Below are 11,976 nucleotides of genomic sequence, written 5' to 3'. Positions count from 1 at the left end.
GTTCTGAAAGCTTACTGAGTTAATCAGTTAAGCAATCTTGTTGCGGATGATGCCAATGCCAGTGATGTTTGTTTCCATAACATCACCTGGCTTCATAAACTCCTGAGGAGTTCTGCCTGCGCCTACCCCAGAAGGAGTGCCAGTTGCAATAATGTCGCCTGGCAATAATGTTAAGCCACGCGATAGCTCAGCAATAATTGCCGGGATCTTGAAATACATTTGCTTGTAACTAGCGTTTTGCTTTTCAACGCCATTCACACGGCAAATAATGCGAGTGTCATCTAAATTGACACCACCTGCAGTAACAACCCATGGACCCATTGGACCATGACCATCCAAGCTCTTGCCTTTAAACCATTGGCCGGACTGACGCTTTTGCTGAATATCACGCGCCGTAGTATCGTTGAAGGCAGAATAGCCAAAGACATAGTCCATTGCATTCTCTTCAGAAATATTCTTGCCTTTTTTACCAATCACCACTGCTAGCTCAGCCTCCCAATCAATCATGGTGGAGATGCCGGCATCATAAGGAATGTTATCGAATGGGCCATTCATAGTTTGCGTGCCTTTAGTAAAGAGCACAGGAACCTTTGGGTACTCCTTCACAGCAGTATCGGCGCGATGCTTGAGGCCTTCTTCAAAATGGTCTAGATAATTCCAGCCCACGCAATAAATATTGCTTTGTGGCTTAGGAATAGGTGATAGCAAAACCACATTATTCACATTGGCTAAATTACTTCCACGACCTTTAAATAATGTTGCCAACTCACTCAAGCCTTTGTTGCCAGAGGCAGCCAATGAAATCATTGAGGTAGGATCGAATGAGATCTGTACTTTTTGACGAGCCGCTTCCGCAAGGATATCAACCACCATACCGTCATTAGCAACCAATCCCAATCTTGAGGTGGCACCCATTTTTGGCAAATAGTTAGCAATTCTAAGACCTGCTTTACCGGTTAGCGGCTCCACCACAATCGGCGGCTGACCATCAGTAGCAGCAATGGCATTAGAAATAAACATACCGCTAATAGCAGCAGATGCACCTAATTTAAGCGCATCTCTCCGATTTGTATCCACAGCGTCTCCTTCAATATTTTGGTTTTTAAATGTCTTATTAAGACTAAGCGTTGTTTATTAAACAATCTGCAGTAAATATTAATACCAAACCTGATTCTTGGGCGAAATATTGGAAATATCGCTATCCTCTAGGGGTGCAATCCTTGAGAATCCCTCCCCAAATTCGTCTAGCCTTCTACCTTGCGATCCTTCTCGGGCTTAGTGCCTGTGGTCGAGAGACATACACCACTTGGAGTTGTAGCGCCCCTTCCGAGTCTAAAGTTTCCATGGTGCTCCGAAAGTCCCAAATGGAATTTAAGGGGGTGGCACTTGATTATTGCGGAAGTTTGGGCGCCCAAAGCTACTTTGATGAAAAATGCTCAGGTCAAACCGATCAATCGAAGACCGTATTCTCACCCTCCTCAGGTGCGCTCTTGATCAATGGTCAAGAATTCCAGTGCACTGCCTTATAAAAAAGAATGGGAATGTATTACCGATGAATCGACTCAGCCCTAAGAAATTACTCCTCACCAAATGGACCGCAGTTCAACCGATTGCTAAACAAAAGCATTTCTTGGTGAGTAAAGTAATTCTGCCAGAACCACCAAACGAAAAAATTGAGTTTGTGGAAATTGAAGCAGTCTATTCCAAGAAAACCACACAAATCGCATGGCGCGATCTCACTAATAGCGAATTATGGCTACAAGGTTGGAAATAAAAAACCGCCCCAGTTGTGAGGCGGCTTTGTTTTTCCTTGGCTTAATCAGGCCTATTCATCAGCCTTCTTCTTGCCCCCGGATTTTTTAACTAGTTCATCGATATTCTTTTCCGCAGTCTCGGCAACTTGGTTCACAATGCGGCGCCCTTCTTTGAACATATTTTGTCCTGTCGTGGACATTTCATGAACTACCTTGGATAACTTGTCAGCATGTGCTGGCATTTTATTTTCAGCATCCTCAAGCCATGTTACCAAAGAGCTACGAACCTTTTCTAAATGCTTTTCCGTTTCATCAGCAGCACCTTCGCCGAGTTCTTTTAAAACTGCTTTCACCTTCTTTTGGTATGCGGCTGCACGTTTCGCAGTTTCTTTTGTAGCTTCTTCCTGTAAGTCTTTTAATTTAGCTAAATCGTTCTTAGCAGCTGACTTGGCGCTATCGAGGGCATTTTTCATGCCCCACTCAATCTCCGCCATATGATGCTCGCTTAATTTTTTTGCCGCCTCAAGCAAAGTATGCGAGTAATCGAATAATTCTTTTGCTTTTTCACGCTGCCATTTTTGAAGTTCTTTTGCATCCATTTGTACACTCCTATAAACAAGGGTTAATAAAGCTTTGGCATTTAACTCTATACCGAAATAGAAGAACTGCCAATTCCCCGAATTTACCGCATTAAAATGACAAAATGAGTGAAAAAATATCCATTTATGAGTCCATTGGCGGCATGGACCAAATTGACGCGTTAGTAGATCGTTTTTACGATTTAATGGCCCTAGAACCCCATTTTGAGGATCTACGGTCCATGCACCCGCAAGATCTTTCCGGCTCTAGGGAAAAACTCAAGCTCTTCCTCACCGGCTGGATGGGCGGTCCTGATATCTACTCACCCAAATATGGCCACCCCATGCTAAGGGCTCGGCATCTGCCATTCAAGATTGGCTTAAAAGAACGAGATCAATGGCTTGCTTGCATGTATAAGGCCATGGAAGATTGCGGGATTGATGGCAACGTTGCCAAGCAATTAGAAGAATCCTTTTTCAATACTGCCGACTGGATGAGAAATCAACCCAACTAATGATGTGGTCATTAAATTGAAATAGGGGGTTGGTGTTATTCGCTAAACTCTCATCAATAGTTACATTAGTAAAGTAGAAAATGATCGAAAGCACGATGCAGCTCCTGAGTGATCCCAATACTTGGATTGCCTTTCTGACACTCTCTGCCCTTGAAATTATTCTCGGCATTGATAACATCATTTTTATTAGCGTTATCGCCAACAGACTCCCCTCTGAAATTCGGGAGAAGGTGCGCCGCTTTGGTCTTTTGTTTGCGCTTGTCACCCGCATTCTTTTATTGCTAAGTCTATCGTGGGTAATGGGCCTTACCAATCCCCTCTTAAGCATCTCCGACCACCTGATTAGCGGCAGAGATTTAATCTTATTGCTTGGTGGCTTCTTCCTGATCTGGAAGGCTTCTAAAGAAATTTATATTGAAGTAGAGGTGGGTGAACATGGTGATGAACAAATTGACTCTCAGGGGAAAGACCGCGCCAAGTCAATGCTCTCTTTATTTATTGGCTCTGTTTTACAAATTGGCTTGCTAGATATTATTTTTTCCCTAGATAGCGTGATAACAGCAGTAGGTATGGTGGATCAAATTAGCGTCATGATCGCAGCAGTCCTTGCTTCGGTGCTCATCATGCTGATTGCCGCTAAACCCATCGGGGATTTTGTTCAGCGCCACCCCTCTATTAAAGTGCTGGCCCTGTCATTTTTGACTGTTGTTGGTGTGGTATTGATCGCAGAAGGAATGGGCGTTCATATTCCTAAAGGCTATGTTTACGTTGCTATGGCATTTTCTTTATCTGTTGAGCTTTTAAATATCCGCTCGCGTGAAAAGAAGAAAAAACTGAAGTAAGCCCTGGTGCGATGAGAAATTTATAGGGATTGCGCACAAGCATAGCCGCTGGCCCATGCCCATTGGAAATTGTGCCCACCCAAATGACCAGTGACATCAACGCACTCACCTATAAAGAATAGCCCTTGGTGTTTGCGCGACATCATCGTTTGACCGTCCAACTCTTTTGTATCCACCCCACCCAACATGACCTCAGCTTTTTTCCAACCCAAGGTACCCGCTGGCTTTACAGACCAGTTCGTGAGCAGCTCCTTGAGAGCTTGACGATCCTTTTTAGAGACTTCGGCCCATTTTCGACCCATTAGATTGCGCTGCTCTGCAAATACTTTAGCTAAGCGCTGAGGAAGCACAGAAGCCAAAATCGTTTCGGTAAGCTTTAAGCGATTCTCTTCATTATTAAAAAGCTCATCACAGTTAAATCCTCCAGGACGCTCAATTGCGCCAAGCCAATCGATGTGAATCGGTTCGCCCTCTTCCCAATAACTGCTAGCCTGAAGAACTGCGGGACCAGATAAGCCCTTATGGGTCAGAAGTAAGTCCTCATTGAATCTACAGGCGCCATATCGATATCCCTTAGAGCCGGAGGCGATTCTGACTGGGACAGCTAGACCAGCTAATTCACTGAGATCGCCGAAGTTATCTGCAGTAAATGAGAGCGGTACTAAAGCGGGCCTAGGATCAATCACATTCAAGCCAAACTGCTTGGCAATATCCAATGAATAGGCCGTGGCTCCGATGGCGGGAACCGGCAACCCTCCAGTTGCCATAACGACTGACTTAGATTTTTCAGTGCCAGCATTCGTTTGAATGGACCATCGATCACCTTCTTGCTCAATCGCTTGCACTGAGACTGGATGACGAACAGTCACATTCCCCTTGGCGCACTCTGCAAACAATAGATCAATGATTTGTTTGGCAGACTCATCGCAAAATAATTGACCCTGATGTTTCTCATGGTAATTAATACCATAGGATGTCACCAGCTTGATAAATTCTGTTGAGGGGTATCTAGCGAGTGCACTTTTAACAAAATGCTGATTGAGAGATAAAAAGTTAGCTGGGCTACAATGAAGATTGGTGAAATTACAACGGCCGCCACCGCTAATACGAATCTTCTCACCCAATACCTCAGCATGATCCAGTACAAGTACTTTTTTTCCTAACTGGCCAGCAACTCCTGCGCAAAATAAGCCAGCTGCTCCACCACCGATAATGATGGTATCCCAAGTTTTACTCATGCATTACTCAAAACGATCAATGATGTCAGATGAGATATTGAGCTTTCTCATATGAAGCTTGGTATAGGCTTGGCGGAAGTTCTTAGTCATGGAGATCATGACTGATGCAGTCCATGCGAAGGAAAACATTCCAGAAAAAGCGATGATCACTGCCAGCATCTTCCAGCCATCAGGAAGGATATCTTCCATAAATCCCATTGCAGTATAGGTGCTACCACTAAATAGAATACTTTGCCCCAGAGCAGGCAACAACTTGAATGCATACAAAGCAACACCCCAAATCAGTATTTCAGCGATATGGGTTAAGAATAAGCAGAAGATGCTTGCGTAAAAACAGAGAGCTACGGCAGAGTATTTCTTTTCGGCCAAATATAGAAAAGTTTTGACTTCATAGCGCTTCGAAATCTGCAGCAGCACCACTCCATGAAAAATCATAACCAATAAAAGCATGGTGCCACCCAAGAGATAGCCCGGAAGATCTAGAGATGTGGCGATGCTAGTTTGCGCTGGATTCATAGTGGGATTTTACAGGCGAGTACTTGTTAACCCAATTGATACCAATCCTGAATCACCTGCCAAGCCTCCTGGGCAGTCTCTGAGAAGTGAATAGTTTGCATATCCTCTTGATCAATCACACCAAATTCCACCATGTGATCAAAGTTAATCATCTCATTCCAATATTCTTTGCCCACCAGAATCACGGGGATGGGGACGACTTTTTTGGTCTGAATCAGTGTCAACACCTCAAATAACTCGTCACAGGACCCAAATCCGCCAGGAAAGGCAACAATCGCTCTAGCACGCAACATGAAGTGCATCTTGCGCAACGCGAAGTAATGAAAGCGAAAACTTAGGCCGGGGCTGACATAAGGATTGGGGTGCTGCTCCCTAGGTAGACTGATATTAAAACCAATGGTTTTATCGCCCGCTTCAAATGCACCTCGATTAGCAGCCTCCATAATTCCGGGGCCGCCGCCTGTGCAAATATGAAGTTTATTAAAGTTATTCTCTTGAGTAGCGTTGTAATGAGCAACCAATGAGCCGAACTCTCGGGCTGACTCGTAATACTTGCTATGCAGAAGCGCTCTGTTCGCATCTGCAATCTTCTCTGGTGTCTTTGCATTTTCCTTCAGAGTTAATGCTTCAGCATGACTGATAAATCGAGTCGACCCAAATACGGTAATCGTATGTTCGATACCATGCTCCTTGAGTAGGATCTCTGGCTTTAATAACTCCAATTCAAAACGAATGCCAATCGTTTCCCTGCGCGACAAAAAAGCCTCGTCACCAAAAGCAAACTTATAAGAATCCTCGGAATCTTCTTCCGATATTTGATTCTTGTGTAGATTTAAAAACTCAGTAATCGTCTGTGAGTTATTAATGGGGAGTTTTGGACTCATATTGCAACCTTTTGACATCTATTTAGGGTCATCTTACTCTGTGAACTAAATCAGTATTAACACCTAGATTAACCAAGGATATGAGGGCTTAGGGCTTATCAGGATTTACCTAGCACTTAAGCAGAGTTAAGATTGGCTGAATCTCAACTAAATCGAAGGAAAAGCAATGAGCAACCGTTCAATTATCATCATGGTGCTAGTCTTAATTGGTGCCACCGCCTACTTACTCCTCAAAGGCGACGGCAACGTGGATATGGGCGGCGAGAAGCATGGTGCAGAAGCTGCTCATATGGAAGAAGCTAAGAAAGATGCTCCCGCCGCTGCTCCAACAGCACCTGCTGCTGCTCCAGCGGCTGACGCTAAGAAGTAATTCCTTCTTTTGCACAAAAAGCCGCGGTCCGCCGCGGTTTTTTTATCTCCATCTTTTAATGAAGCTGATATTTTCCTCACTCCTATCTCTGACGCTTTTGTGCTTATCACAACTCGCTATAAGTCAATCACCTAAGACTATGAAAACTATTGACCAATCCACCTTAACTTCTTTTGCGCCAAATGGCGTTCTGCGCGTCGGCATTAATTTAGGCAATCCGATTCTGGCCAATCAGGATTCAAACTCCAAAAGCTTATACGGAGTAACCATTGATATTGCCAATGAGATTGGGAAACATATTTCATTACCCGTCCAACTGATCCCATTCAAAACGGCGGGGGCAACAGTCGATGCAGTGAAGACCGGAGAAATTGATTTGGTATTTGTGGCGATCGACCCAGTTCGTGGCGCTGATATTAGCTATACCCCAGCCTATATACAAATTGAAGGCGCCTATATGGTGAAGGCCTCCTCTGCTTTAAAGACGAATGATGAAGTAGATGCTGCCGGCAATGAAATTGTCGTAGGCAAAGGCAGCGCTTATGATCTTTACCTTACGCGTGAGATTAAAAATGCCGCCCTATTAAGAGCCGCTAGCTCACAAGCCGTAGTGGATGACTTTATGTCTGGAACAGGCAATGTTGCAGCAGGTGTCAAACAGCAGCTAGAGAGTGATGCCAAGCGCTATGGGGGCTTACGGATGCTGCCCGGTCGTTTCATGGTGATCAATCAAGCGATTGGCATTCCCAAGGCTAGAGCCAATTATGAAAGTACAAACGCCTATTTAAGCAATGTCATCGCGGAACTCAAGCATTCTGGGTTTGTGGCGGACGCTATGAAACGTCACAATATCCAAGGCGCAAAAGTGGCCGACTAAATAAGATTATTGAGTTAGCACCGATAAGAATGCAAGCGTTCAGGAATAATGACCTTAGTCCAATGCAATTCGTCCCTGATGCATTGAGCTAAAACTGATGATGATTCTGGTTCACCATGCACAACAAAGACAGCACTTGGTTCCCGCTTGAATCCTCTAAGCCAGTCTAGTAAACCCGCCTGATCAGCGTGAGCAGATAAACCACCAATTGTGTGAATCGAGGCCTTAACCGGAATCTCTTCACCAAATAGTCGAACCTTCTCCACCTTATCCACCAATCGTCTACCCAGACTTCCATAAGCCTGAAATCCAGTTATGACAATGGCATTTTGAGCACGTGGCAAATTACTGGCTAAGTGATGAACAATACGACCAGCATCACACATGCCGCTCGCCGAAATAATGATTGCTCCACCTTTAATTTTATTTAAGGCTTTTGACTCTTCCACATCCGCAATAAAGCGAAGATCCACAGCCTCTGGGTTATTTTTGTACCATTCAAAAGTAGCTTGAGACTGGCCATCTAATTGAGAGAAAAAATGCTGTGTGAGATGTGTTGCTGCAGTGGCCATAGGCGAATCAACCCAAATACTTAAATGGGGTAGATGTCCTCTTCTCACTAAGTCGATTAAGAGAAATAAAATCTCTTGAGTGCGCCCTACTGCAAAAGCTGGCATTACTACATTGCCATGGGCGGTCATGGTTGAGGTGATAATCTCAACTAACTCATCCTCAGTGTCTTGCAAACTACGGTGTAAGCGATCTCCGTATGTGGATTCAACCACAACAACATCAGCCTCTTGAATTAAATCAGGGTCAGGCATTAAGACTTTACCCTTCATGCCGATGTCACCTGAAAATACACAACGCTTTTTCTGAAGCTCATCTTCTACAACATCGATAACAGCGATAGCAGAACCCAAAATGTGTCCGGCATTATGAAATTCCAACTGAATTCCAGGCATCAACTCTAATGACTGCCCATATGCCAAAGGCTCAAACTGAGCCAGAGTCATTTCAACTTCCTCCCTGGAATACAGGGCAACAGGGACCTCTCCACGCCACTTTCCAACCTTGATTTTTCTCTCGGCTCTTTCTACGTCTGCGCGCTGCAAATGGGCGCTATCGAGCAATAGAATTTTTATTAATTCAAAGGTGGCATTTGTACAGTAAATGGGCCCAGCAAAACCTTGTGCACATAGACGAGGCAATAAACCACTGTGGTCAATATGCGCGTGCGTTAGCACTACAAAATCGAGATCTTTTGGTGGAAATGGTAAAGGCTCGAGATTCTTATTTGTTGCCTCGCGGCCACCCTGAAACATGCCATAGTCAACCAGGAAACGCCTTGGCATGCCAGATAACATGACCTCAACCGAATGGCGAGAGCCTGTTACCTCACCTGCCGCACCAAGAAATTGGATCTTCATATACTCAGCATACTCTTTCCTGTAATTTGCTCAAGACCTCTTAAATCAGAGCGATACTATTAATATGACCATCAAACCAGACACCCTTGACGCTCTTAAATTGGTTAAATTTCTTGAGCGCGAGGCTTCAGAACATAAAGGCAATGCAGGCAAAGTTGTTTTAATAGGTGGCGCACCAGGAATGGCGGGCGCTCTGATTTTGGCGGGTAATGCTTGCTTACATCTAGGCGCAGGCTGGACTATCTTAGAAATCTTAGATCCTGCTTCAGCACACGCAGATTTCGATCACCCCGAGCTCATGATTCGTCTTGCGACAGACGATATTCGTCAAACACTGAATACCGCTCAGCCCGATGTTATTGCTGTTGGCCCAGGCCTTGGCAAATCTCCTTTAGCTATTCAATGCCTAGGTGCAACACTTTCATACTCCAACATTCCACTAGTAATTGATGCTGATGCTCTCAACTTAATCAGTGAATCTACTGAGCTACTCGAGAAGCTACAAGTTCGTAATCAAGCACTTCCAGGGTTGACTGTTCTCACCCCTCACCCCGGCGAAGCGGCAAAGCTTTTAATGACCACCACAGAAAAAGTGCAATCAGATCGTGTGGACGCCATTCAAAAGTTAGTTGAATTAACCCAATCGATCGTGGTTCTTAAAGGGCAGCACACTCTGATTGCCTCATCCCAACATTCTCCAGTTCAATGCCTTGCCGGTAATGCCGGTATGGGCACTGGAGGCATGGGAGATATTCTAACGGGAAGCATTGCCGCTATCGCTGCTCAAGGTATACGCCATCAACTGGATCTATGGCAAGCCACTGGGATTGCAGTTGAGTTGCACGCCAGCGCGGCAGATAGTCTAGTGAGTAAAGGGATTGGTCCTATAGGTCTAACGCCCTCTGAGACTATTTTAGAAATGCGAGCGCTACTCAATAAGCTGTTATAAATCGTTATGCATTCAGTAAGCGCAGCACATCACCACCGACGCTACCTCTATGGCATTTTGATAGCCGGAGTAGGCTCTATGCTATTTTCCGGCAAAGCTATTTTGGTTAAGCTCGCCTTTGGTTATGGTGCAAATGCGGAGACCCTCCTAGCCTTACGCATGCTCATGGCGCTCCCCTTGTTCTGGGGGATCTTTTGGTGGGAGTCGCGCCGCAAGGCGATGAGCCCCATCACCTGGCTTGATCGCTCCAAATTATTTTTCCTCGGATTTTTAGGTTACTTTTTATCTAGCTACATTGATTTCTTGGGACTTCAATACATCTCGGTTGGCCTGGAGAGAATTGTTCTCTACCTCACGCCAACCATTGTTTTATTAATCTCTTATTTTGTTTTAAAGAAACCGGTCTCTCAACTACAGTGGCTCTCTCTCATCGTTGGCTACATTGGCGTTTTCATTGTCTTTATTCAAGATACTAGCTCCACTGGTATTGGCGCTTGGTTAGGCATGGCTCTCGTATTCGGTAGTGCCTGCTCCTATGCAGCCTACATGATTGGCGCCGGAGAAATGGTGAAGCGTATTGGTAGCGTGCGCTTGGTTGTCTATGCCAGTTCAGCCTCGGCATTTTTGAGCATAGTGCAATCAACCATCCATAACCCAATGGCAATATTTGAACAGCTTCTACCTATTTATTGGTTTAGTCTACTGAATGCCAGCTTATGCACCGTTATTCCAATGTTGCTAATTATGATCGCCATAAACCGCATCGGATCTCCACTCGTAGCTCAAGCTGGAATACTTGGCCCAGTCTCCACTATCTTTATGGGATACCTCATTCTGGCGGAGCCAATCACTTGGACACAAATTGGTGGCATGACTTTGGTGATGGCTGCAATGTGGTTGTTAGTGCGCAATGATGCGCCAACAAAAAAGTCACCAAATCCCAAAGGATCTGATGACTTCGATAGTGCGGAGCCCCTCAACTAAGGGGGACTCATTTATGTGTATTACTGAGCTGCGGCGTCAGCTGCTGCTTTAGCCTTCTTTTTGGACTTCTTTTTCGCTTTTTTCTCAGCTTTCTTTTCTTTCTTTGCTTTTTTCTTTGCTTTTTTCTCAGCAGACTTCTCAGCCGGAGTAGTAGCAGGTGCAACCACTGGAGCGGCAGCAGGCGCAGCGACCGGTGCAGGTGCAGGAGCTGGATCAGCAGCCATCACAGAGATGGGGGCAATACCAATAGCAGCGGAAATCAGGGATGCTAGGCTCAAGCGCGCGATACGAGAAATCATGTAATTCTCCAAGATAGTTTGTGGATAATTTAATAATACTCAAAAATTTGAGAGAAATGCTTCATTTTTAAAAGGTTGCTGATGAGTAATTTTCCAAACGACATTTTTACCGAACCCCAAGGCTACTCCGTCAATACCCTAGAACAGCTTGGGCCCTTGACTGGCATGGCTGGCATCTGGGAAGGAGTTCGTGGCTTAGACGTAAAGCCCAAAGCAGAAGGACCTAAGAAGCAAGCTTATGTTGAGAGAATTGAGCTTCAGCCTATTGACCCCCAAACCAATGGCCCCCAGCTTTTTTATGGCTTGAGGTACCACACCCACATCACCAAGCCCGACCAAGTAAAGACCTATCATGATCAAGTGGGGTATTGGTTATGGGAGCCTGCAACTGGCAACATCATTCACACACTGAGCATTCCTCGAGGCATGATTACGATGGCCTCTGGTAATGCCGCTGAAAATGCAAAGCAATTTGAATTGCATGCAAAAGAAGATGATCGCTGCGCAGGCATCTCCTCTAATCCATTTTTAGATTACGCCTTCAGAACGGTTGAATTTCATATTCAGGTTTCGGTTCACGATGATGGAACTTGGTCTTACGAGCAAGACACGGTGATGAAGATTAAAGATCAAGTAACGTTATTTCATCACGTTGATAACAATATACTTCATAAGATTGGCGATGCCACTCCTAATCCATTAGCTAGATAAGCTACTGATCAATTTAATTTGTCCGATGT

The 11,976-nt window shown here is 44.9% G+C and carries 16 protein-coding genes; 9 read left to right on the top strand and 7 right to left on the bottom strand.

Features of this window, described 5'->3' with window-relative positions; all coding sequences use genetic code 11:
- Positions 1-27: 27 nt before the first annotated feature.
- Complete coding sequence (locus ICE90_RS04795) at positions 28-1,077, bottom strand: fumarylacetoacetate hydrolase family protein (protein ID WP_216191184.1); 1,050 nt, start codon at positions 1,075-1,077, stop codon at positions 28-30.
- Positions 1,078-1,220: 143 nt separating this feature from the next.
- Between ICE90_RS04795 and ICE90_RS04790 the strand changes: the two genes are divergently transcribed.
- Positions 1,221-1,529, top strand: a complete 309-nt coding sequence (locus ICE90_RS04790) for a hypothetical protein (protein ID WP_216191182.1) — start codon at positions 1,221-1,223, stop codon at positions 1,527-1,529.
- Positions 1,530-1,552: 23 nt separating this feature from the next.
- Complete coding sequence (locus tag ICE90_RS04785) at positions 1,553-1,774, top strand: TIGR02450 family Trp-rich protein (RefSeq protein WP_215321782.1); 222 nt, start codon at positions 1,553-1,555, stop codon at positions 1,772-1,774.
- Positions 1,775-1,825: 51 nt separating this feature from the next.
- Here ICE90_RS04785 and ICE90_RS04780 read toward each other — a convergent pair whose 3' ends face one another.
- Positions 1,826-2,353, bottom strand: coding sequence for a hypothetical protein (locus ICE90_RS04780; protein ID WP_215321781.1), 528 nt, complete (start codon positions 2,351-2,353; stop codon positions 1,826-1,828).
- A gap of 104 nt (positions 2,354-2,457) precedes the next feature.
- Between ICE90_RS04780 and ICE90_RS04775 the strand changes: the two genes are divergently transcribed.
- Both ICE90_RS04775 and ICE90_RS04770 read left to right on the top strand, forming a co-directional pair.
- Entirely contained in the window at positions 2,458-2,847 is a 390-nt protein-coding gene (locus ICE90_RS04775) for a group II truncated hemoglobin (RefSeq protein WP_216191180.1), read from the top strand.
- A gap of 80 nt (positions 2,848-2,927) precedes the next feature.
- A complete protein-coding gene (locus ICE90_RS04770) occupies positions 2,928-3,689 on the top strand; it encodes a TerC family protein (protein WP_216157124.1) in 762 nt (253 codons plus the stop codon).
- 20 nt (positions 3,690-3,709) lie between these two features.
- Here ICE90_RS04770 and ICE90_RS04765 read toward each other — a convergent pair whose 3' ends face one another.
- From ICE90_RS04765 to ICE90_RS04755, 3 genes are read right to left on the bottom strand one after another with little or no spacing between them, the layout of a single operon-like run.
- Entirely contained in the window at positions 3,710-4,927 is a 1,218-nt protein-coding gene (locus ICE90_RS04765; RefSeq protein WP_216191179.1) for an NAD(P)/FAD-dependent oxidoreductase, read from the bottom strand.
- 3 nt (positions 4,928-4,930) lie between these two features.
- Positions 4,931-5,443, bottom strand: coding sequence for a hypothetical protein (locus tag ICE90_RS04760; protein ID WP_216191177.1), 513 nt, complete (start codon positions 5,441-5,443; stop codon positions 4,931-4,933).
- Positions 5,444-5,469: 26 nt separating this feature from the next.
- Positions 5,470-6,327 (bottom strand): LOG family protein, encoded by an 858-nt coding sequence (locus tag ICE90_RS04755; RefSeq protein ID WP_216157133.1) that lies wholly within the window; start codon positions 6,325-6,327, stop codon positions 5,470-5,472.
- 166 nt (positions 6,328-6,493) lie between these two features.
- Here ICE90_RS04755 and ICE90_RS04750 point away from each other — a divergent pair, with 166 nt between their 5' ends.
- Both ICE90_RS04750 and ICE90_RS04745 read left to right on the top strand, forming a co-directional pair.
- Positions 6,494-6,697 (top strand): hypothetical protein, encoded by a 204-nt coding sequence (locus tag ICE90_RS04750; protein WP_072582947.1) that lies wholly within the window; start codon positions 6,494-6,496, stop codon positions 6,695-6,697.
- 139 nt (positions 6,698-6,836) lie between these two features.
- Positions 6,837-7,574: an ABC transporter substrate-binding protein gene (locus ICE90_RS04745; RefSeq protein ID WP_216191175.1), complete on the top strand. Its 738-nt coding sequence runs from the start codon at positions 6,837-6,839 to the stop codon at positions 7,572-7,574.
- 14 nt (positions 7,575-7,588) lie between these two features.
- Here ICE90_RS04745 and ICE90_RS04740 read toward each other — a convergent pair whose 3' ends face one another.
- On the bottom strand, positions 7,589-9,004 hold the full coding sequence (locus tag ICE90_RS04740) for an MBL fold metallo-hydrolase RNA specificity domain-containing protein (RefSeq protein WP_215321774.1): 1,416 nt from the start codon (positions 9,002-9,004) through the stop codon (positions 7,589-7,591).
- 64 nt (positions 9,005-9,068) lie between these two features.
- Here ICE90_RS04740 and ICE90_RS04735 point away from each other — a divergent pair, with 64 nt between their 5' ends.
- Together ICE90_RS04735 and ICE90_RS04730 are read left to right on the top strand one after the other, a co-directional pair.
- Positions 9,069-9,953 carry an NAD(P)H-hydrate dehydratase gene (locus ICE90_RS04735; RefSeq protein WP_216191173.1) on the top strand — a complete coding sequence of 295 codons (885 nt, stop codon included), beginning with the start codon at positions 9,069-9,071 and terminating at the stop codon, positions 9,951-9,953.
- Positions 9,954-9,959: 6 nt separating this feature from the next.
- Positions 9,960-10,937 carry a DMT family transporter gene (locus ICE90_RS04730; protein ID WP_216191171.1) on the top strand — a complete coding sequence of 326 codons (978 nt, stop codon included), beginning with the start codon at positions 9,960-9,962 and terminating at the stop codon, positions 10,935-10,937.
- Positions 10,938-10,957: 20 nt separating this feature from the next.
- Here the strand turns inward: ICE90_RS04730 and ICE90_RS04725 are convergent, their stop codons facing one another.
- Complete coding sequence (locus ICE90_RS04725; RefSeq protein ID WP_215321771.1) at positions 10,958-11,236, bottom strand: protein tyrosine phosphatase; 279 nt, start codon at positions 11,234-11,236, stop codon at positions 10,958-10,960.
- Positions 11,237-11,317: 81 nt separating this feature from the next.
- On the opposite strand from ICE90_RS04725, the gene ICE90_RS04720 reads away from it, so the two are divergent.
- Entirely contained in the window at positions 11,318-11,947 is a 630-nt protein-coding gene (locus tag ICE90_RS04720) for an FABP family protein (RefSeq protein WP_216191169.1), read from the top strand.
- Positions 11,948-11,976 lie beyond the last annotated feature (29 nt).

This window comes from Polynucleobacter sp. AP-RePozz3-80-G7 (genome assembly GCF_018882145.1).
In the GTDB taxonomy this organism is placed as follows: Bacteria; Pseudomonadota; Gammaproteobacteria; order Burkholderiales; family Burkholderiaceae; genus Polynucleobacter.
Note: the sequence above shows the minus strand (reverse complement) of the source record. Positions and strands in the feature narration are given on the sequence as shown.

What these genes read in the sequence shown, in the direction of transcription:
- ICE90_RS04785 (WP_215321782.1), top strand. Translation starts at nt 1,553, where the DNA reads ATGAATCGACTCAGCCCTAAGAAATTACTCCTCACCAAATGGACCGCA.
- ICE90_RS04780 (WP_215321781.1), bottom strand. Translation starts at nt 2,353, where the DNA reads ATGGATGCAAAAGAACTTCAAAAATGGCAGCGTGAAAAAGCAAAAGAA.
- ICE90_RS04775 (WP_216191180.1), top strand. Translation starts at nt 2,458, where the DNA reads ATGAGTGAAAAAATATCCATTTATGAGTCCATTGGCGGCATGGACCAA.
- ICE90_RS04770 (WP_216157124.1), top strand. Translation starts at nt 2,928, where the DNA reads ATGATCGAAAGCACGATGCAGCTCCTGAGTGATCCCAATACTTGGATT.
- ICE90_RS04765 (WP_216191179.1), bottom strand. Translation starts at nt 4,927, where the DNA reads ATGAGTAAAACTTGGGATACCATCATTATCGGTGGTGGAGCAGCTGGC.
- ICE90_RS04760 (WP_216191177.1), bottom strand. Translation starts at nt 5,443, where the DNA reads ATGAATCCAGCGCAAACTAGCATCGCCACATCTCTAGATCTTCCGGGC.
- ICE90_RS04755 (WP_216157133.1), bottom strand. Translation starts at nt 6,327, where the DNA reads ATGAGTCCAAAACTCCCCATTAATAACTCACAGACGATTACTGAGTTT.
- ICE90_RS04750 (WP_072582947.1), top strand. Translation starts at nt 6,494, where the DNA reads ATGAGCAACCGTTCAATTATCATCATGGTGCTAGTCTTAATTGGTGCC.
- ICE90_RS04745 (WP_216191175.1), top strand. Translation starts at nt 6,837, where the DNA reads ATGAAAACTATTGACCAATCCACCTTAACTTCTTTTGCGCCAAATGGC.
- ICE90_RS04740 (WP_215321774.1), bottom strand. Translation starts at nt 9,004, where the DNA reads ATGAAGATCCAATTTCTTGGTGCGGCAGGTGAGGTAACAGGCTCTCGC.
- ICE90_RS04735 (WP_216191173.1), top strand. Translation starts at nt 9,069, where the DNA reads ATGACCATCAAACCAGACACCCTTGACGCTCTTAAATTGGTTAAATTT.
- ICE90_RS04730 (WP_216191171.1), top strand. Translation starts at nt 9,960, where the DNA reads ATGCATTCAGTAAGCGCAGCACATCACCACCGACGCTACCTCTATGGC.
- ICE90_RS04725 (WP_215321771.1), bottom strand. Translation starts at nt 11,236, where the DNA reads ATGATTTCTCGTATCGCGCGCTTGAGCCTAGCATCCCTGATTTCCGCT.
- ICE90_RS04720 (WP_216191169.1), top strand. Translation starts at nt 11,318, where the DNA reads ATGAGTAATTTTCCAAACGACATTTTTACCGAACCCCAAGGCTACTCC.